Origin of the sequence: Candidatus Protochlamydia amoebophila UWE25 (assembly GCF_000011565.2) — a bacterium.
GTDB lineage: Bacteria > Chlamydiota > Chlamydiia > Chlamydiales > Parachlamydiaceae > Protochlamydia > Protochlamydia amoebophila.
Window position 1 is genome coordinate 236301 of the sequence record NC_005861.2, and the last position, 20501, is coordinate 256801.

The following is a 20501-nucleotide window of genomic DNA, read 5'->3' on the forward strand; positions in this document are numbered from 1 at the left end:
TTTTGAGCCATAGTTTTAATACATTATTGCTGAGAGTTTTTAAGAGGATTTCCTTAGATTAGAAGAAAACATAGAATTATTTTTATAATAAATTTTAGTTTTATTTAACTATACTATTATATCTAGAATTAAAATAAATTTCTAACTCATTAATTAAAGCTTCCGCGGGTAATTCATCTATTGTTTGTGTAAAAATTGCCAAATCTTTTTGAGTTTTTTGTATCAAATCTTGAATAAAATCAGTAGTTGGGTCAATAGGTTTTTCCATATCATCAAGAAAAACTAATAATTGTTCGAACGCACAAAGCTGAACCTTTCTTTCAAAATCGCTAAGCATAGGAGGGGCGTAACCGATTTTTTCAGAAAAGTATTGTAGAAGAATATTTTGAGAGGCTTTGCCAAGCGCCGAACCGATAAGACGGATATAAGCTGATATGTCATTTTCTTCTAAATCTGAAATATCAGAAATCATTTGTTCTCGGCTTGTTTCTAGGATGGTCTTAGCTTGTTGGAATCTTTCAGCTGGAGTTCCTTTACGAAGAAGAGTTTGATTGCCTTCTAACCACTCGTCTTCCAGTAGCTTAGCTGGATATTGAATAAATTTCCTTGTAATTTCTTCTTGAAGAGATGTGAGAAGATCGAAAGGAGAAACAGACGAATGAATTTTTTCATAAAAAATGGAGAGTATTTTTTTGTTGTTTTCGGTAAATAGAAAACAACCTTTTAAAATAGCTTCTTGTAATTGCCTATGCAAAGGTAAAATAATCGCTTTATTTTTATCAAAATTTTCTCGCTTGAGTTTGAATTGTTGATAGCTTTTAGCAATATAATCAGGATCAAATAATAAGAGTTGGGAAAGTTTTTTTTTGCGAGATTCAATTTGTCTATATAAGGGGATTTGCTCTGTTCTCAGAGTATAGGCATGCACTAACTCATCTATTAACGCCCATCCACAGTGTTGAGAAGGATAGGGAAACCCGGAATGTGTGGATTCCGAAGAGAGTTGAATATGATCAATAATAGGCATGCTCATTAAATCGGAAGACTGCTTAAATGATCCAAATAATATAATAATAGACCCTGGACCTATAGTTAATTGCTGTCTTATTAATACAAGATCATTTTCCAATTCCAAGTTAATAGGGCTTTGAGTAATGAGTTGTAAAATTTCAGCAGTTGAATAGGATTGCGGAAGATGCGATTGTATCATCCGAATCGCCTTCATGCGAAATGTATCAAGCATGAATTGTTCAGCTTTTTTATGCGTAGTTTGCTTAACGGCATGCGTTTTTTTAAAAGAGTTAGCTTGAAATGCTATTCCTAATTCTTTCAAAGTTGTTTTAGTTTTATCGGAATAAACACTTGCGTCGTATTTAATAGAAACGGTATGAGGCAATTGAATCAGTTGTCCTTTAATTTCTTTATCGGATAAAAGATTATTACGCTCATAATTATAGAAGTCATATCTTGCTAAAGATTTATAATCTTTTTTTAAAATTGAATTATAACGTTGGATGGCTTCTAAAGCGGAATTGGCTAGCTTTTGCTGTGAGGAATCTCCAGTTTTTAATTTTTCAATTAATGAGGAGTGACTTTGTAAAACGTCTCTTGCTTGCAAAATTTGTTGCTTGAGATCATATAGTTTTTTTTCTTGTTGATGGCGTATTGTTGCAAACAATAAGGGCCCCATAAAAGACTTTGCAAACCCTAGAAATTTTTCGAGGCGGTTTTTTTTCTTCGCAATTAAACTTCCGTCCTCTTTGACTTCTAAACTAGACGCTTCAGGTTGTGTAAAAATATCGATTTTCTTAATTGCAGTCTTTAGGATATCAACAACATGAGACAAAGAATGAGGGGGAATTTGATTTTTGCCATCTTCGTTTTTCATCACGTATGGTCGGTCCGTTAAACTTTTCATTTGGAAATTAATTTTTAAAAAAATTTTGATAAATGAAAATAAAAATAGAGGCAATCTATAAATATTAGATTAAGAAAATTTTAAATTTGCAAAGATTTATAGTTATTCAGGAATATCTTGTAAATTTTCTTCAGGCAAGGGTTTATTTAAAGCAGCTTCTACTTTAATCCTAGTGCCAACGACAATATCAAATAAATTCCCTTTTTCTAAAGCTTGATCTATAGAAATCAATTCGCCTCTTTTTAAATATTCAAAAGCTTTTGATTCTAGAGGGTGCTTAGTGAGGTGAGTTCCTAAATTTTTTTTGCCATCTGTTCCACATAAATAATAACGAGTCCCTGTTCGTGTTTCAATAGGGGGGCTAATAATACGATAAAATTGTTTAGGTGGCAAGTCTGGCCAATGGACATGTGGGCTTCTAAAAATGACGTAGGACATTTTGAGTGATCCTAAGTTAATTTGGGCAGCTCGTTGAATTTCTTTTAATAAATAAGGTTTTTCCAGCTCTCTTTGCGCATAGCAGGGGCTGTTTTTAGTTTGTAAAGATGGACATTCTCCACGCCAAACGCATGGAGCTTGCACAGTTATTTGATCTTTAACTAGGTGATCTCTAAGATTTAATAAACGGCGATTAGAATGCAGTAAAGAGCTTTCAACAAGCAATAAATGTCCTTGTGGGGTCAAACGTTCTAAAAGGGAGTGAATCCATGTTTTTTGAGCTTCAAACCAGTTTTTTTGAGTGTCGGGGAATAACTCTTCTAAACAGTGTCCTACAATAATTAGATCGAAAGTTCCATCCACAGGCAAATCATCGTTTTTGAGATCATGTCGTCGTATGGTTAAGGGATAACCATATCTTCCGCAGACGTCTGCTGCTAATTGAAGTGCCGTCTGATTTTTGTCTAAAGCAATCACTTCTCTTGCTCCATGGTGAAGAGCGGCAAAAGAAAACGCGCCAGGCCCACTACCAATATCTAAGACGCGAACGGGAGTTTGGGGAATTTCATTGATGACGCTCAATCCTTCTTGATAATGGATGGGCCATTGATAAAGAAGATAAGCACCTAAAAGATCTGATTTAGAAAAATAGTCTTGTCCAACTAAATCCCGCCCTGTTTCTAAACCTTTTTGCAAAGTTTGGACTGCTGAGACAACACTGCGAAATTCTCTTGTTTGCAAAGCGTCAGCTGGGCCAGATAATTTATGAAAACGACGCCAAGCATTAATAAGCAGCGGCATCACTGTTTCGAAATCTGTAGAGGGTAATTTATTTGATTTCATAGTATTTTAGTTAGAAAAAATAGATTTTTTTTCAGTTTCAGTTAAGGGACGCCAATTTCCAATTGGCAAGCGACCTAAATGTAAACCACCAAGTCGAATACGTGTAAGCTCTTGTACTTTTAAACCTGCAGCACTTAAAAGCATTCTCACTTCTCGTTTTTTTCCCTCTCCAATAATGATTTTAATGGTTCCTTTACGTACTTTTTGAACTCTAATCGGTTTTACAAATACTCCTTCTACAAGAGTTCCATTGGCAATAGCAATCAGATGTTCATGAGAAATTTCTTGATCTGTTTTTGCTAAATATTCTTTTTGAATATTGGCAGAAGGGTGAATAATTTGATTTGCAAAGTGGCCATCATTTGTGACAATGAGTAGGCCTTGCGTATCTTTATCTAATCTTCCCACAGTAAAAAGTCTGTGGTCCTCATCTTGAAAAAGATCTAATATAATTTTTGTTTGACCACTTTTTCGTGCTGAACAGATATAACCAGGAGGTTTATTTAGTAAGTAGTAAACTTTGTCTTCTTTTCTATTAATTACTTCATCCCGTACAGTAATTGTATCGATTTCGGGATTAACTTTTGTTTGAGGAACTTTAATGACTTCCCCATTAACTTTTACGAGACCTTGAAAAATCAATTCTTCACAAGCTCTTCGTGAAGCAATTCCTGCGGCAGCTAATACTTTACTTAATCGATTTGTTTCCACAAAAGTCCTGACTAATAGTTAATAAGATGATATCTGAATTTTAGATTCAGATGAATCCTATAGAAAATGATCTATTACATTGAATAAAACTGAATCGTCTATTTTTTGAGCAGAATTTGTAAATTCTTATTAGTATGAATTATGATTCAAATGGCATTCTTTTTTCTATTTCTTCCTTTTTACGAAAGAACTATTAATAATAGTTCTTAAAAAATTAAAAATCAATAAAATGGGGAAGAAAATTTCTTGATTAGATGGAGTAAAGGTAAATGGTTAAATTAATTTTGATGCGTCACGGCCAATCTCAGTGGAATTTAGCAAATTTGTTTACTGGTTGGGTAGACATTCCCCTGTCTTTTAAAGGAATTGAAGAGGCTATAGAGGCAGGAAAACAAATCAAAAATTACCCTATTGATTTAATTTTTACTTCTTCCTTAATTCGTGCTCAAATGACAGCAATGTTGGCAATGTCTGTTCATACATCTGGTAAAGTCCCTGTGATTCTTCACACAGGTGAGGGGCGACTAGAAGAATGGGCAAGTATTTATAGTTCCGAATCTCAATCTCAGACAATACCTGTCATTCGTGCTTGGGAATTGAATGAGCGGATGTATGGAGAATTACAAGGAATAAATAAAGAAGAAATGGCTAAAAAATATGGAGCTGAGCAGGTGCATATTTGGCGACGAAGTTTTGATGTTCCCCCTCCAAATGGAGAAAGTTTACAAATGACAGCAGCTCGGACCATACCTTATTTTGAAAACACCATTGTCCCTCATTTGAAAGAGAAGAAAAATATTTTTATTGCTGCACACGGAAATTCCCTGCGTTCGATTATCATGAAATTAGATGGGCTGACAACAGATCAAGTCGTTAAGTTGGAACTGGCAACAGGGGTGCCTGTGATCTATGATTTCAATCACGATGAATATATTAAACAACAAAAGTAGAATAGCATGGTTAAATTGCCTATTTATTTAGATAACAGTACAACTAGTCGTCCATCTGATTTATCAATTAGCCAAATGATGCCTTATTTAACAGATCGTTGGGGTCTTCCCTCAGCACCGCATCAAAAAGGTCAAGAGCTTTACCCAGTCTTGAAAGAGTGTTATAAAATTCTTTATGCATTTTTGGGAGCTCAAGAAGCAGATCAATTTGTATTGACCTCTTCAGGAGCAGAAGCTGTTAATCAGGTGATTTCTTCCGTTTATAGAGATGTCACGCTCCCAAGTGGCAAAAATCAATTTTTAACTTCTAATGCTGATGAAGCACCAGCGTTAATGGCAATGGCACGCTTAGAGCCCTTAGGTTGCGTTGCAAAAATAATTGAATCGAATCAATATGGTATTGTAACTGCAGAAGCTCTAGCCGAGGCTATTTCACCGCGTACTGCGTTGATTTCTCTTTCTTGGGCTAATGGTTTGACAGGAGTTGTCCAGCCACTGGGAGAAATAATTGCGCTCTGTAAACAGCGTGACATCCGTCTTCATTTAGATGCCACGCATGTATTGGGTAAATTATTTTATGAGTTTGATGAACTTTCTGTAGATTTTATGACGTTTAATGGAGATCAGCTTCATGCTCCCAAAGGAACGGGGGGATTATATATTAAACAAGGAATTAAATGTTCTCCATTGATTGCTGGAGGTTCTGATCAAGCTGGGCTACGGGCTGGAGGTTTAAATATGGCATCATTAGTGGCTCTAGCTTATGCTGCCAAAGAAACTTTAGAATGTCGTGATTTGCTTTGTACTGAGACAGCAAGACTCAAACATAAGTTGGAAACAGGAATTGTGAAAGCTTATCCTCAAGCCAGAATTTGTTTTAAAGAATGTGAACGATTGCCTCATTGCACAACTCTTTTGTTTCCCGGCATTGCTAATGAGGCATTACTGTTCAATCTTAATCGTAAAGGAGTTTATGCGAATATTGGAGGGGGAAATTTTCAACAACTTGGCTTACTATTAAGCGCTTGTGGCCTAGAAGAAAATTTAGCATATAGCGCCGTTTCATTTAGTTTATCTCGCTATACAACAGAGGAAGAAATTGATCGAGCTATTGAATTGGTTGTTGAAAGTGCTTGGCAGTTGAATCGAACTTCTTATAAATTATTTGAGACAGAGAGAAAAATTTAATATGACTTTGCAAACACTCACTCAAAGTTTTCCGTGGACACGTTATAGCAAAAAGTTACTAGCTAAAATTGATAAACCACGATGTATGGGTTTTTTTAATAAAGAACAATCAGAAGAAAGAGCGATGCGTTTAATTGAAGGGCGGGAAGGAAAATTAGCAGATGGTAATTCTGTTATTTTATATTGGCTTGTCGACCCCGATGATGGCATTATTGTTGATGCTAAATTTCAAGCTTATGGACAATCGGCACTTATCGGAGCTGCTGAAGTTGCATGTGAACTTGTGATCGGTAAAAATTATGATCAAGCTAAGCGAATTAGTGTAGATCTCCTCGATAAACAAGTAAGAGATAAACCCGATGAAGCAGCTTTTCCTAAAGAGGCATCACCACATTTAAATATTATTTTAGGGGCGATGGAAAATGCGGCAGAAAAATGTTTAGACATTCCTCTTGCTTCTAGCTATGTGGCTTCTCCGACTCCTTTGGATATTGGAGAAGTTTTAGAAGGGGGGTATCCTGGATGGATTGAGCTTTCTTTAAAACAGAAAATTAATTTGATTGAAGAAGTATTAGATCGAGATGTACGACCTTATATTGAGTTAGATGCTGGAGGAGTAGTAGTTTTAGATTTAGTCAATGATTGGGAACTTCATATTGCGTATCAAGGTTCTTGCACTTCTTGTTTTTCGGCGACAGGAACAACATTATCTTATATTCAACAGATAATAAGGGCTAAGCTACATGCAAGCCTTATGGTAATACCAGACTTATCCACTTTTCATCACCATTAGTAGAATTTGCGATGGATTTTCGTAAATTCTACTTCATTCAATCCTAATTGAATTTATCTCGAAGTTTGGGTATTTGTAGAAAAAGAATTTTGAAGAATACAATTCCAAAACGAGGGGAAAAATGTTCTACGTGTCAAAATAGATACCCTTCCTTCTCCAACTCTTTGAGAATTGCCATTAAATGCATGGCCGAGATCTCTCAATGAACTCATAAGGGTATTTGTAAAACCGACAAATTTATTTTCATCATCTTTTGTCATATTTTGACTTATGACAAACAAATCATGTCCAATAGCAAAAACAAAAAATCCACTAACAGCTCTAAAAATTGCTGGAGAAGCTGAAGTTAGAGCTGTATATGTTCTAATTACACCGACAGCCATTAAGCCTAAACTTAAAAAACGTAGTGCTATCAAATTCACTTTCAGATCAAATGACCTTTGCTCAGGATTTTTTTGAAAGAAAACCTTTAAATATTCAACATCTGCCACTACAGTGTTATAAAACCCTTGAATCATAATACCTCATCATATTTCTTTATTAATAATAATTTAATTCAAATCAACTTTGACAAAAAAATTTAACAAAAACTTGTTTAAAGTAATCTCATTTGGTTGTTCTATTTTAAAAAAATCGTTTCTTAAGACCATACAAATTGAGACTGACACTTATTAATTCTATAAATGCCGCTTTAACAGTCGCTTTTACTAAATTAAGCACTGCCGCTAGCTATTTTAACCAAACTTCTAGATAAATAATATTGCCCACTTAAACCAATAATTCTTTTTTTCATGTGACTAACTGTCGAATACAAATCTGTTAAAAAAATTCATAAGTCACATCTATCTTATTTCAAGAAAATATTTTATTCTTAAATAACTAAATTGTCAAATTTGTTTTGTTTATTATAAATAAAACTTTTATTTAATTAGTTTTTAATGTCTTTATAAAATTTATATGAAATCTTCAAACATAAATTCTCCAGAATAAAATTTTTTTGAAGTTCCATCCAATAATTTAATTTGTACTGAGCCATCTGGATGTAAACTTTCAAAAATTCCTTCAAGTAGGGTTTGATTGTGGTTAAATTGAATAAATTGACCTTGTTTAAAGGTTGAACGTAGTTGAAAAGAAGGAAAAAATGCATCAAAACCATGCTTTAGAAAATGAGATAAATAACTTGTAAACTTGACGTCTAATTGTTTTAAAAGAATATTAAGATCAAATTCATGTCCTCGCTCTTTAAAAAGAGAAGTGGCAGGCCGATCAATTTTGTTAAGCAGCTCTGTCGGCATATTAACGTTTAGTCCTATGCCGTTAATCATATACCGTTTTTGCTCTAACATCATTGTTTCACATAAAATTCCCGCGACTTTTTTTCCGTTGAGCAAAATGTCGTTAGGCCATTTTAAAGCTGGATGAAAATTTAAATCCTCCAGAACTTGGATGGCAGCTAAAGCTAAAAGTTGTGGAAGATGTCCAAAATCGGAACGATTAGAATCAATATAAAAACAAAAAGTTGCATAAATATTTAGATTAATAGGAGATTGCCAGCGTCTTTTAAAGCGACCTCTTCCTAAAGTTTGTTCGGATGCAGAAATGAGAGTGACACCCTCAGGATCTATTTGATCCACATTTTCTTTTGCCCAAGTGTTGGTGGAACCTATGGTTTCAAAATGGTAATGCAAGCAAGATGATTTCATGAGGTTTTTACAAAATAGATGATCATTAAAAATAGAGCAAATTCGGAATAAGCATTTTGATAAAATTATTTTTACTCAAAAAGCCAACAAATTTTCAAAAAATTAACTATGTTTAATCTAGCATTTTATCATAATAAATGATTTGCCTTGTGGATTCACCTATTTTCGTGATATCTTACTACTTTATCGATTTATATAGTGATATTTAAATGTGGAGTCCTCGTTATCTTGCTCGATTAGACTTTAGGGTTATTCCCGTTATTTTAAGTCTGATGATTATCAGCTTGTTAGTTGTCTCATCTTATACAATTGACCCTTCAACAGATCATGCGGAAGAGTTATTTGTCACACCTATCGTAAAATCTCAATTTCAATGGTTCGCAATTGGAGTTGTTGTTTATTTCTTTTTTGCGGGCTTTGACTATCGTAAATTACGAGAATGGACCTGGATTTTATACGTTTTAGTATTAATTTCTTTAGTAGGACTTTTTTTTACTGATTCGATTCAAAAAGTGAATCGCTGGTATCGTATTCCTTTTATTAATATCAGTTTTCAGCCTTCAGAGTATGCGAAGTTTGTCGTTGTGATTACTTTAAGCTGGTTTTTAGAAAGACGTAGATCAGTCGCCGATTCTTGGGGAACTGCTTTTTATGCGTCGATTATCGTGGGAATTCCATTTATCCTCATTTTAAAACAACCTGATTTGGGAACTGCTTTAGTTTTATTTCCCATTACACTTGTGATGTTTTATTTTGGAGATTTAAGGCCTTCGATTATTAAAGCAATGACAATTTGCGGAGGACTGGGATTATGTCTTGTTGCAATGATTTTTTTAGGGGTTCTACCCCATGAAACATTGCGTCCTTATGCAACAAAAGTACTAAAAGATTATCAATTCGATCGACTTGATCCTGCCACTCATCATCAAAAAGCGGCTGCTACTGCTATTGCATTGGGGGGAATCACAGGGACGGGATGGAGAAAAAGTGAGTTTAGCGGTAGGGGGTGGCTTCCAGCCCCTTATACAGATTCTGTATTTCCAGCTTTCGGGGAAGAGTTTGGTTTGCTGGGATTGCTGTTATTAATGGTTCTTTACTACGCTTTGATTTATTTTAGTTTTCAAGTAAGTGCAGTTGCTAAAGATCCATTTGGGAGGCTTTTATCAGCTGGGGTGACTGTTTATTTAGCGATGCACATATTAGTCAATATTGGAATGATGTGTGGATTTCTTCCAATTACAGGGGTACCTCTTGTTTTGGTGACTTATGGTGGCTCTTCTATTCTTTCCACGATGATGGCTTTAGGAATTTTACAAAGTATTTATAGCCGAAGGTTTATGTTTTAATAAATGATAACTATTTGACTGACAAATTTATTTTTAATTTTAGAGGTTCAATGACTCAACCTGAATTTATTTTTACCCCAGGTTTATGGCTAGGAGAAGGGAAAATTACTTTTAGTGCTTCGCAAGAATTTATCAAATTTTATACACGATGGCATATTATTCAAGAGTCAATAGATTTCATTCGAGCTGTACAAATTGTTGAAATGCTAGGAATTGAAGAACCTGTGACTAATACCTTTGCGTTTTATAATATTCATCCTCATTCTTTTAAAATTTCATTTGAAAATGAATTCGCAGGAAAAGTAAACGGAAAAGGTTTGCGACAAGACAATACAGTTGCCTGGGAGTTTAAAGGTAATAATAATTTTGAAGGGTTTGAGGTTTATGAAAAGCAAGACAACGGAGATTATTTTTTACATGCTGAGTATGGATCTTCTAATCAATTTCGAACGATTATTGAAGGATTGATATGGTATAAGGGAGAAGTTTCAAATGGATAAAAAACAAACTTTTTGATAAAATTTTTCCAAATTCTAAAAAAAATGTAGACATTTGTGATTTAATATAACGATAAAAAAAATTTTCGATTCAATAATGATGCTCTTATTTCATTTGTACACATTTTTTCCTTTCTTTTTCTTTGCTTGGCGTTAATGCCCATTCTTTTGCATTTCCCTCTTTTTTAAAGTGATCAATAAAAAACATAAACAAGGTAGATATGAAAACTTATGCAACCCAAAAGGGAAGTCTCTTAGGAGGAATCTTATTAGTGGCTGGTTGTTGCATTGGAGCTGGAATGTTAGGCTTACCAGTGTTGAGCGCAATGGCTGGTTTTATCCCTAGTGTCGCCATGTTTATGACTTGTTGGGCTTTTATGGTTTGCACAGGCCTTCTGTTGTTAGAAGTGAATTTATGGTTTGGCCAAGAAATTAGTATTATTACGATGGCAGAAAAAACTTTGGGAGAAGTAGGAAAAGGTGTGAGTTGGTTTGTTTTTCTTTTTCTTTTTTATTCGCTAATGGTGGCTTATGTAGCGGCAAGTGGATCTTTAGTTTCAGATTTAGTTGAACAAGGGTTCAATCACTCTTTTCCCCAAGGGTTAGGAAGTGTTTTGTTTTGCTTACTTTTTGGAGTGCTCATTTATTTAGGTATTGGGGCTGTTGACTGGTTTAATCGATTTTTAATGTGTGGGTTAATTTTGACTTATGTTTGTTTAATGATAACGGGAATTCCTTATATAGATGCTTCTCTTTTAAAACATCAAGATTGGAATGCCGCGACTTTAGTTCTTCCAGCAGTTATTGTTTCGTTTGGGTTTCATAATTTGATCCCTAGTTTAACAACCTATCTTAACAGCGATCGAAAAACTCTTTTAAAGGCTATCTTGATTGGAAGCGCCATTCCTTTAGTGATTTATTTAGCTTGGGAATGGTTGATTTTAGGATTGGTTCCTCTTGGAGAATTTAAAGAAGCTTTAGATAAAGGGGAAATAGCAACAGAAGCTTTAAAAGATGTGGTAGGAATTTCTTGGATTCTCGATGTTGCACAAGGTTTTGCTTTTTTTGCAATAGTCACTTCTTTTTTAAGCGTAGCTATTAGTTTTGTTGACTTTCTAGCAGATGGATTAAATATTCAAAAAACTGCCGGAGGTAAAATGTTTTTAGCAGGACTTGTACTAGTTCCTCCACTTATTTGTTCTATAGTTTACCCTAGGATTTTTTTGTCGGCTTTAAATTATGCTGGAGGATTTGGAGCCGTGATTCTTTTTGGTATCTTGCCGGCTCTCATGGTTTGGAAAGGTCGTTATACAAAAAAGATTAACTTACCTCAAATTGTTCCCGGAGGGAGGCCACTTTTAATTGGCGTCATTCTATTTTCTCTATGGATTATGGCCCTTCAACTTATTTAATAAATACTCAGGATGTAGCGAAATGACCAATGATAAATATCGTTTATTAGGCGGTATTCTCCTTGTTGCTGGAACGACAATAGGAGCAGGGATGCTCGCTCTTCCAATTGTAACAGGATTTGCAGGGTTTATTCCTTCGATTGTTCTGTTTGTGATTTATTGGGTTTTTATGACTTTCACAGCCCTTTTGATGTTAGAGGTTAACTTATGGATGGGAGAGCATACTAATCTGATTACGATGGCTAAAAAAACGCTTGGAAGAGGTGGACAAGCGATTAGTTGGATGATTTACCTCTTCCTTTTATATACATTGACAACTGCGTATGTAGCGGGGGGAGGTCATATCATTGTTGATTTTGCAAGGCAAGTTACTGAATGGAATCTGCCAAGCTGGATAGGGCCTCTTCCTTTGTTGGGAATTTTTGGTTTTTTTGTTTATAAAGGAGCTCGTTCAGTAGATTATGTTAATCGAATTTTGATGGGCGGATTAGTTTTGACTTATGTTTGCATGGTCTTCTTTTTATCATCTCATATACAACCGATTCTTTTAAAACATCAAAGGTGGGATGCGCTTTGGATTGCAGTCCCTATTGTGTCAACCTCATTTGGTTTTCATATTATTATTCCTACCCTGACTGACTATTTGAAACGAGATGTCAAGCAAATTAGAAATGTCATTTTAATCGGCGGTGCAATCCCGCTTTTGATTTACGTTAGCTGGGAATTGCTAACACTTGGAATTATTCCATTGCAGGGAGAAAATGGGTTGTTAATGGGATATGAAAAAGGTTTAGATGGGGCCACTTTAATGAGTCAATTACTTGAACACTCTGAACTTTCTCTTTTAGCAAGGTTGTTTTCCCTTTTTGCCATTCTAACTTCATTTTTAGGGGTCTCATTGAGTTTGCGAGATTTTTTATCTGACGGATTGAAAATTCAAAAATCAAATAAAGGAAGATTTGTTCTTTATTTACTGACATTTATTCCTCCTCTTCTTCTAACTTTAACAGATCCACGGGCGTTTTTAAATGCCTTAGAATACGCTGGGGCATTTGGAGTTGTTACCTTACTTGGCTTGATTCCTATTTTAATGGTTTGGCGTGGACGTTATCATTTAAAATTGCCTTCAACTTTTAAAGCTCCTGGAGGCAAAATAGCTTTAATCTTAGCATTACTTGTGTCATTAGGCGTGATTGGAATGGAAATTTTTAATAAAGTGTAGGATAAACGGAATATATCATATGACAGAAAAAAAACGGATTTTAACAGGAGACCGTCCAACAGGTCTTCTGCATTTGGGACATTATGTCGGCTCCTTAAAAAATAGAATTGCTTTACAAGATAGTTATGAATGTTATTTTATTATTGCTGATCTTCACACGTTGACGACAAAACCTTCTAAAGAAGAAATTCTACAGGTTCGTGAAAATGTGCGGACAATGGTGATAGACTATTTGGCGTGTGGAATCGATCCCAAGAAGTCGACGATTTATCTTCAGTCCGCTATTCCTGCCGTTTATGAGATGAATTTAATTTTTGAGATGCTCATTTCACTTAATCGTTTAATAGGTTTGCCAAGTCTCAAAGAAATGGCTCGAAATGCTCATCTAGATAATGACAATATGCCATTTGGTCTTATTGGTTACCCTATATTGCAAACAGCCGATATTTTAATGCCAAAGGCTCATTTAGTTCCCGTCGGGAAAGATAACGAAGCTCACATTGAGCTTGCACGTGATATAGCGAGACGCTTTAATCAATTTTATGGAGATGTCTTTCCTTTACCTGAAGTGTTATTAAGTCAAACTCCTACTCTTGTGGGAACAGATGGTAAAGGGAAAATGAGCAAATCGGCAGGAAATACAATTTTCCTGGCAGATGATGCAAAATCTGTTGAGAAAAAAGTTAAAGGAATGTTTACAGACCCGAATCGCATTCGCGCAGATATGCCAGGAACAGTAGAAGGCAATCCAGTCTTTATTTACCATACGTTGTTTAACTGTCGGCAAGATGAAATTGAAGATCTTAAGAAACGGTATCGGGAAGGGCGGGTAGGAGATGTAGAAGTAAAAGAAAAATTGATTATTGCGATTAATGAATTTTTAGATCCGATTCGCGAAAAACGGAAAATTTTTGAAGAAGATAGGGGACTTGTTGAAGAAATTATTTATGAGGGAACAGAAAAGATGCATGACATTTCTCAAGCGACAATCAAAGAAATGCGAAGCGCGATGGGGTTGATGGGTACTTGGAATAAAATCTCTCGCGTGGCCAGGGATCGGAAAAAAAAGCTTCAAGGATAACTAAATAAAACTTAATAAATTATTAATTTGATTAATTATTTGTTAATAAATTAAATTTACTTGCTTATATCAATAATTCAAGGGGCCTTATGCCAGCAGAGTTTATTAATGATCGTAGCCAATTATTAAAGCTTTCATTTTCACAATTAGAAAATAGAAGCAATCTCCTAAAAAAAACTCATAAGGGTCATACTTACGTTAAGGTAGGGGAAATCAAAACTAATTCTTCCGCATGGATGCGCGTAGCCTATGTTATCAAGGGAATTACCACCCTGGTTTTTGCTTGTTTCCTTCTTCCTTTATTATTACCTTCTTTCCGCTCTTCTTTAAGCCATTCCTGGAAAATAGCTTATAAAGGCCATATAAATATAAGTGTTTATTTAAAAAAAGCTTTATTAGCCTCTTCTGCAACAAATGAATCTTCCTCTAAGGTAACTATTTTAACGCAAGAAGCAAGGACACTCAAAGAACAAGGAAGATATTTTGAAGCGGCTCTTTTCTATCAAAAATCTTTAGAAGTAAATCCTAAAGATGCTCCTTTGCGAGTTGAATATGCAGAGGTATTAAAAAAGCAAGGTATAGGAGCAAAAAATTTACTACGGAAGCTATATAGAGAAGGACTAAAGCTTGCACCTAATAATATGATCATTCTTTTCAATCATGCTAAATTTGATGTTGCAGATAAAGAAGCTGAAAGAGATTACAAACAAGCATTTGAAACAAATCTTGACAACACAGAATTAAGAATTGCGTATGCAAAGTTGTTAATAAAACGCTATGAAGATTCAAAATCTGTTTTGCTAGACGATGGCGATAGCTTGAAGGATGAGGTGCATAATATTTATAAAGAGGGTTTAAAAAAACAACCGAAGCATCCAATTTTACTTCTGAAATATGCAAAATTTTTGATAAAGCATTTAAATCAAACTCAGGAAGCAGAGGATTGTTATGAAAATGCACAAATCGATTCTAGCAATATTGACTTTCACATGAGTTATGCAGATATATTAGGTGCAAAAAATCCGATCAAAGCTCAAATAATTTATCAAAAATGTTTACAGCAATATCCGCACCATGCGTTTTTACTCTTAAAATTTGCAGAATTTTTGGAAAAATTCTGTTGGGTAGCCAGTGAGGACATAATAGCTTATGGTGAAACAGCATTAGAAAAGAGCCCAGATTCCGTAGAAGTTCACTTACGTTTTGGAGATTTATTATCTCGATTAGACCCAATAAAAGCTCAAGCCATTTATCAAAAAGCTTTAGCAATAGATCCCAATAACGCTGAACTACGCATACAGTATGTAAATTTTATTTGGGATAGTAACAGAGAAGAAGCTCTTTTAATTTTGGAAGAAGGCTTAGATTTGCAACCTTGCGATGAAATTCTTTTGGAAGACTATGAAAATAAATGCAAACAATTGCAAAAATCTCAGATGGCTGTTGAAAGATTTCAAAGAGCGCTAGAAGTCGATCCAGATAATAATAAGCTTTTCTTCAGATTTATCGATTATTTTACCGATTATATAGATGAAAGTCAAAAGCTTACAATGTTTGAAAAATTCATCCAAAAACAGCCGGAAAATCCGCTAATTTTATGCCTATACGGATATTTCTTAATCGAGAAAAGTCGCCAAAATAGTGTTGCCGACGAAAATATGCAAAATTTAGCTTTCAGTCAATTAGAAAATGCTCTCAAATTAGATCCAATGAATATAACTCTCATACTCATTTACACTCAGGCATTACAAGAGCTAGGAAAATATGAGGAAGCAGCAGCGCAATATCAGAAAATAATAAATTTAGATTTTTTTCTTACTAATGAAATGCGATTAAAATATTTTGAAACTTTAAAAAAGTTGAATCAAGAAAGTAAGATTGAAGTTTGTTATCAAACAATTTTACAAAACCATTTCGAACTCTCCCTTCATGAAGAATATATTGAATGGTTAATCTCCCAAGATCGAATGCAAGATGCACTGAATGAGCTGGAAAAAACTTTAAATTACCAAATGCGGTATGACAAGTATATGCACCTACTAACTGATATTCTAAGTAATAGGGCTAGGATTACACGAGAAGAAATAGATGAAACATGTGAAAATTATTTATTAGGAAAAATAGCAGAGCAACCACAAAATGCCATTTTAAAATGGTTTTTAGCGCGCTTTTTAGAAGAAAAAAATCAGTTTGATAAAGCGATAGAGCAATACAAAGAAATTTTAAAATTACATCCTCATGCTTCGAAAATTCAAGCTAAATATGTAGAGCTTTTAGAAAAGAATGGAAACTGGGATGATTTAGAAGCATATGCAGAGAGTTTGAACCAGAACCGAGCTCAAGATGCTCGGATTCTGTATCTGATTAAGGATATTTTTAAATATGCAAATGAGGTTCCCAGAGTAATTCGATTATCTGAAAGAATGTTGCCTATTCTATCGGATGAGCAATTAGAAATTTATGAAAATTTTCTTCAAGATGATGCCCATGACCCAAATGCTTTGGAAAAATTTTATGAATTTAAAAATAAAAAAACAGAGTTACTAGCCGATACAGCAGAATTATCCTAATTCAAGTTTTGATTAGCATAAAAAAGTAAGCAATTTTCACATTGCTTACTTTAAACTTTAAAACCATCTCAAATTCATCAACTAAGGAATGTATGCTTTATTTTTCTGCTTAAATTTTTTTCTATTGCTAGAATTACCGAAATAAATAGGCAAAGAATTTATAAAACAAAAACCTATTTTTTCAATTACAGACAAACTTGAGTTGGGTAACTGATAAGTAAAATTAAAAAACAAAGTTACTCTTAATTTACAAAAAAGCTAAAAAAATCTAAAAAATCTAATTATCAATCTTAATAAATTATTAATTTGATTAATAATTTAGACTTAAAATAAACTTCCTATTTTATCTTAATAGTTTAAGGATATTTTATGCCAGCCAAGTTTATTAATGATCGTAGCCAATTATTAAATCTTCCATACTCGCATTTAGAAAATAAAGACAATCTCCCGAAAAAAGTTCATGAAGGTCATACGTATGTTAAAATAGGGAAAATCAAAACCAATTCTACCGCATGGGTGCGTGTAGCTTATGCCATTAAGGGAATTATCACCCTGGCTTTTGCTTGTCTATTACTTCCTTTATTATTTCCTTCTTTTCGTTCTTCTTTAAGCCATTCTTGGAGTCAAGTTTGGAATAGTTCTAAGAATACCAGCATTTATTTAAAAGAAATCTTATTACCTGCAACTGAAAGTAATGGATCTTCACAAATTGGTGGACTCAATAAGGCTAAATCAATAACTGACCTTCCTGTGACGGATGTGCCTTCTTCTAACGCGACCATTTCAATTCAAGAAGCAAGGAAACTTAAAGAGCAAGGAAGGTATTTCGAGACTGCTATTTTCTATCAAAAATTTCTAGAAGGAAATCCTAAAGATGCTCCTTTGCGAGTTGAATATGCGGAGGTATTGAAAAAACAAGGTGAAGAACACACAAAAGAATTGCGAAAGCTGTATGAAGAAGGGCTAAAGCTTTTACCTAATGATATGACCGTTCTTTTCAATCATGCTAAATTTAACATTAAAGATGAAGAGGCGGAAAGAGATTACAAAAAAGCTTTAGAAAAAAATTCTGACAATGCAGAGGTAAGAGTTACTTATGCAAAATTATTAATAAAACGCTATGAAGATACCAAATCTGATTTGCTAGATGGTGGAGAGAGTATTAAAGAAGAAGTACTCGATATTTACAAATCAGGCTTACAACGGCAACCGAAGCATCCACTTCTGCTTTTAAAATATGCAGAATTTTTGATAAAGCAACTAAATCAAACTCAAGAAGCGGTGGACTGTTATCAAAACGCACAAATCGATTCTAGCAATATCGACTTTCATGTGAGTTATGCAAATATATTGCCTGAATATCTTCAAGAAATGGCTCAAGAGATTTATCAAAGATGTCTGGACCAACAACCAAGTAACGCGCTTTTACTTTTAAGTTATGCGAAGTTTTTGCGAGATTGTGTTCAGGATATAAATGTTGATGAAATATTATTTTATGGTGAACGAGCATTAGCGATTAGCCCAAACTCTGTAGAAGTTTATATTCGTTATGGAAATTTATTATCTTCTATAGACCCTGCAAAATCTCTCTCTGTTTTGGAAAAAGGCTTAGATTTGCAACCCTGTGATCAAACTCTTTTAAAAAACTATGAAAATGCTTGTCAGAGATTGAATTACCCTGAAAAGGCAGCTGAAAGGTATCAAAGAGCATTTGCAATTGATTCGGATAATAATAAGTTTTTTTTCAAATTCATCAAGTTTATAGATGAAAATCAAAGGCTTGTATTAATTGAAAAACTCGTTCAAAGACAGCCGGAAAATCCACCAATTTTATTCCTATATGGAGGTTTTTTAATCGGGAAAAGCCGCCAAAGTACTGCCATCAACGAAAAAATGCAAAACTTAGGTCTCAGCCAACTTAAAAATGCTCTCAAATTGGCGTCGACAAACCTAGATGTGGTATTGTTTTATGCGGAAATATTACAACAGATAGAAAGATATGAGGAAGCAGCAGAGCAATGTCAGAGGATATTAGATTTGAATCTTTCTCTTACTGATATAATGCGTGCAAAGTATTTTGAAATATTAAAAAAATTGAATCAGAAAAGCAAGATTGAAGTTTATTATCAAAAATTTTTAAAAAATCATTCCGATCTTTCTCTTCATGAAGAGTATATTAAATGGTTAATTTGCCAAAATCGAATGCAAGATGCGTTGAATGAATTGGAAAAAACTTTAAACTATCAAATGCAGTATGATAAGTATATACATCTATTAACCGATATTCTAAGTAATAGGGGTAAGATAGCGCAAGAAGAATTCAATGAAACATGTGAAAATTATTTATTAGGAAAAATAGCAGAGCAACCACAAAATACCATTTTAAAATGGTTTTTAGCGCGCTTTTTAGAAGAAAAAAATCAGTTTGATAAAGCGGTGGAGGAATACAAAGGAATTTTAAAATTACATCCTCATGCTTCGAAAATTCAAGCTAAATATGTGGAGCTTCTAGAAAAGAAAGAAAGCTGGGATGATTTAGAAGTGTATGCGGAAAGTTTAGATCAAAATCATCCTCAAGACGTTTGTATGATTGTTCAAATCATCAACATTTTTAAAGATGAAGATGAATTTGGAAGGGTAATTCGCTTATATGAAAAAATATTACTTGTTTTATCAAATGCTCAGTTAAATGATTATGAAAATTTTCTCTATAGAGGTCACGATGATAGAACCACCCTTGAAGCATTGCATGAATTTAAATGCAAAAAATATCCGACGATAGAAAATTTGGAAAGTTACGGATGTTTTCTAATTGATAAACAACCTGAGGAACGAATAGCTGAAATTTATTTAAGATTATTACGAACTAATGCTGAAAGCATACAGAGTAAAAGTCTTCAAAAAAATTATTTTTCTGTCTTGGAAAAATTGAATCAACAAGATAAAATCCAAAAATTTTTTGAGGATTTATGTCAAACATATCCTACAATTGACAATCTAGAGCATTATATTAATTATTTAACAGTACAACCTAACTTTGATGAACGCAAGGTTACTCAACTTCAAAATAAGCTGCTTGACTGTTACAAAGAAAAATTAAGTGATTCCAGTGTTCGAGAAAATTACTCAAAATATTCTCAAATAAGGCAAAACTATTTTAGTTTGTTAATTAGAACTGGACAGCAAACTCAACTCTATAATTATTTTGAAAATGAAAATAGATACTATGAACGTAAGTCTACCATTCAACCACAATTATTAAAAGATTACGGATTAATGCTTGCTGACTGGTCAGCGCATGTAAAAGGAGAAAAAAAGCTTTCATTAATTCAAAAATCGGTCGATTTATTAGCCAAGGCTCTAGAAAAAGCAGATGCGCAGCTCTATTTAGATTTAAAAAATATCTTTCCAGAACAATTACTAAAATTAAATCAATTAGATAAAATAGAAAACTTTTACCGAAAAGGACTAGCATTAAATCCCCATTCCATTCCCATGCGATCGCACTATGCGAAATATTTAAAAGACAACCAAAATTTTGAAAGGGCTTTGACTGAATTTCTTTTAATTATTGAAAAAGTAAAAGCATCTAGAAACGTATGGGATATATCTATTTATTATCTGGAGGCTGCTCATACGTTAGAGCAGCTAAATAGAATTGAAGAGGCAGCTTCCTACTATAAAAAATATGGGGAACTTAGTCTATATCATAAAGATCAAAAATATCAGGAATTTAAAAAACAAAAATCAGATTTGCTAGCTAATGCGGCAGATTTACCCTAATTCAAATTTTGATCAACATTCAAAAGTAGGCAATTAGAGAATTGCT

The 20501-nt window shown here is 33.9% G+C and carries 15 protein-coding genes; 10 read left to right on the forward strand and 5 right to left on the reverse strand.

Annotated elements, in window-relative coordinates; genetic code table 11:
* Positions 1–100: 100 nt before the first annotated feature.
* From PC_RS00775 to PC_RS00785, 3 genes are all read right to left on the reverse strand, one after another.
* Entirely contained in the window at positions 101–1888 is a 1788-nt protein-coding gene (locus tag PC_RS00775; protein WP_044044673.1) for a hypothetical protein, read from the reverse strand.
* Between the two features lie 132 nt (positions 1889–2020).
* On the reverse strand, positions 2021–3199 hold the full coding sequence (locus PC_RS00780; RefSeq protein ID WP_011174709.1) for a small ribosomal subunit Rsm22 family protein: 1179 nt from the start codon (positions 3197–3199) through the stop codon (positions 2021–2023).
* Positions 3200–3205: 6 nt separating this feature from the next.
* A complete protein-coding gene (locus PC_RS00785; protein ID WP_011174710.1) occupies positions 3206–3910 on the reverse strand; it encodes a pseudouridine synthase in 705 nt (234 codons plus the stop codon).
* 269 nt (positions 3911–4179) lie between these two features.
* Between PC_RS00785 and PC_RS00790 the strand changes: the two genes are divergently transcribed.
* From PC_RS00790 to PC_RS00800, 3 genes are read left to right on the forward strand one after another with little or no spacing between them, the layout of a single operon-like run.
* A complete protein-coding gene (locus PC_RS00790; protein ID WP_011174711.1) occupies positions 4180–4860 on the forward strand; it encodes a 2,3-bisphosphoglycerate-dependent phosphoglycerate mutase in 681 nt (226 codons plus the stop codon).
* A gap of 6 nt (positions 4861–4866) precedes the next feature.
* The gene (locus PC_RS00795) at positions 4867–6048 is read left to right on the forward strand and encodes a cysteine desulfurase family protein (RefSeq protein WP_011174712.1); all 1182 of its coding nucleotides are present in this window, start codon (positions 4867–4869) and stop codon (positions 6046–6048) included.
* Position 6049: 1 nt separating this feature from the next.
* Entirely contained in the window at positions 6050–6841 is a 792-nt protein-coding gene (locus PC_RS00800) for an iron-sulfur cluster assembly scaffold protein (protein WP_011174713.1), read from the forward strand.
* A gap of 53 nt (positions 6842–6894) precedes the next feature.
* Here PC_RS00800 and PC_RS00805 read toward each other — a convergent pair whose 3' ends face one another.
* Complete coding sequence (locus tag PC_RS00805; protein ID WP_011174714.1) at positions 6895–7359, reverse strand: hypothetical protein; 465 nt, start codon at positions 7357–7359, stop codon at positions 6895–6897.
* Positions 7360–7794: 435 nt separating this feature from the next.
* The gene (locus PC_RS00810) at positions 7795–8544 is read right to left on the reverse strand and encodes a biotin--[acetyl-CoA-carboxylase] ligase (RefSeq protein WP_052278617.1); all 750 of its coding nucleotides are present in this window, start codon (positions 8542–8544) and stop codon (positions 7795–7797) included.
* A gap of 209 nt (positions 8545–8753) precedes the next feature.
* On the opposite strand from PC_RS00810, the gene PC_RS00815 reads away from it, so the two are divergent.
* The 7 genes from PC_RS00815 (at position 8754) to PC_RS00845 (ending at position 20455) form a co-directional block, all read left to right on the forward strand.
* Entirely contained in the window at positions 8754–9890 is a 1137-nt protein-coding gene (locus PC_RS00815; RefSeq protein ID WP_011174716.1) for an FtsW/RodA/SpoVE family cell cycle protein, read from the forward strand.
* A gap of 50 nt (positions 9891–9940) precedes the next feature.
* The gene (locus tag PC_RS00820; protein WP_044044681.1) at positions 9941–10390 is read left to right on the forward strand and encodes a hypothetical protein; all 450 of its coding nucleotides are present in this window, start codon (positions 9941–9943) and stop codon (positions 10388–10390) included.
* Positions 10391–10608: 218 nt separating this feature from the next.
* Entirely contained in the window at positions 10609–11799 is a 1191-nt protein-coding gene (locus PC_RS00825) for an amino acid permease (protein WP_011174718.1), read from the forward strand.
* A gap of 22 nt (positions 11800–11821) precedes the next feature.
* Positions 11822–13021 carry an amino acid permease gene (locus tag PC_RS00830; protein ID WP_011174719.1) on the forward strand — a complete coding sequence of 400 codons (1200 nt, stop codon included), beginning with the start codon at positions 11822–11824 and terminating at the stop codon, positions 13019–13021.
* Between the two features lie 19 nt (positions 13022–13040).
* Positions 13041–14102, forward strand: coding sequence for a tryptophan--tRNA ligase (trpS, locus tag PC_RS00835; RefSeq protein WP_011174720.1), 1062 nt, complete (start codon positions 13041–13043; stop codon positions 14100–14102).
* An 89-nt stretch (positions 14103–14191) separates the two neighbouring features.
* Entirely contained in the window at positions 14192–16672 is a 2481-nt protein-coding gene (locus PC_RS00840; protein ID WP_011174721.1) for a tetratricopeptide repeat protein, read from the forward strand.
* Between the two features lie 369 nt (positions 16673–17041).
* Positions 17042–20455 (forward strand): tetratricopeptide repeat protein, encoded by a 3414-nt coding sequence (locus PC_RS00845; protein WP_011174722.1) that lies wholly within the window; start codon positions 17042–17044, stop codon positions 20453–20455.
* Positions 20456–20501 lie beyond the last annotated feature (46 nt).

Excerpts from the sequence above, each read along its gene's own strand:
- PC_RS00805 (WP_011174714.1), bottom strand. The coding sequence starts at position 7,359 with ATGATTCAAGGGTTTTATAACACTGTAGTGGCAGATGTTGAATATTTA.
- PC_RS00845 (WP_011174722.1), top strand. The coding sequence starts at position 17,042 with ATGCCAGCCAAGTTTATTAATGATCGTAGCCAATTATTAAATCTTCCA.
- PC_RS00815 (WP_011174716.1), top strand. The coding sequence starts at position 8,754 with ATGTGGAGTCCTCGTTATCTTGCTCGATTAGACTTTAGGGTTATTCCC.
- trpS (WP_011174720.1), top strand. The coding sequence starts at position 13,041 with ATGACAGAAAAAAAACGGATTTTAACAGGAGACCGTCCAACAGGTCTT.
- PC_RS00800 (WP_011174713.1), top strand. The coding sequence starts at position 6,050 with ATGACTTTGCAAACACTCACTCAAAGTTTTCCGTGGACACGTTATAGC.
- PC_RS00825 (WP_011174718.1), top strand. The coding sequence starts at position 10,609 with ATGAAAACTTATGCAACCCAAAAGGGAAGTCTCTTAGGAGGAATCTTA.
- PC_RS00840 (WP_011174721.1), top strand. The coding sequence starts at position 14,192 with ATGCCAGCAGAGTTTATTAATGATCGTAGCCAATTATTAAAGCTTTCA.
- PC_RS00795 (WP_011174712.1), top strand. The coding sequence starts at position 4,867 with ATGGTTAAATTGCCTATTTATTTAGATAACAGTACAACTAGTCGTCCA.
- PC_RS00775 (WP_044044673.1), bottom strand. The coding sequence starts at position 1,888 with ATGAAAAACGAAGATGGCAAAAATCAAATTCCCCCTCATTCTTTGTCT.
- PC_RS00790 (WP_011174711.1), top strand. The coding sequence starts at position 4,180 with ATGGTTAAATTAATTTTGATGCGTCACGGCCAATCTCAGTGGAATTTA.
- PC_RS00810 (WP_052278617.1), bottom strand. The coding sequence starts at position 8,544 with ATGAAATCATCTTGCTTGCATTACCATTTTGAAACCATAGGTTCCACC.
- PC_RS00830 (WP_011174719.1), top strand. The coding sequence starts at position 11,822 with ATGACCAATGATAAATATCGTTTATTAGGCGGTATTCTCCTTGTTGCT.
- PC_RS00820 (WP_044044681.1), top strand. The coding sequence starts at position 9,941 with ATGACTCAACCTGAATTTATTTTTACCCCAGGTTTATGGCTAGGAGAA.
- PC_RS00780 (WP_011174709.1), bottom strand. The coding sequence starts at position 3,199 with ATGAAATCAAATAAATTACCCTCTACAGATTTCGAAACAGTGATGCCG.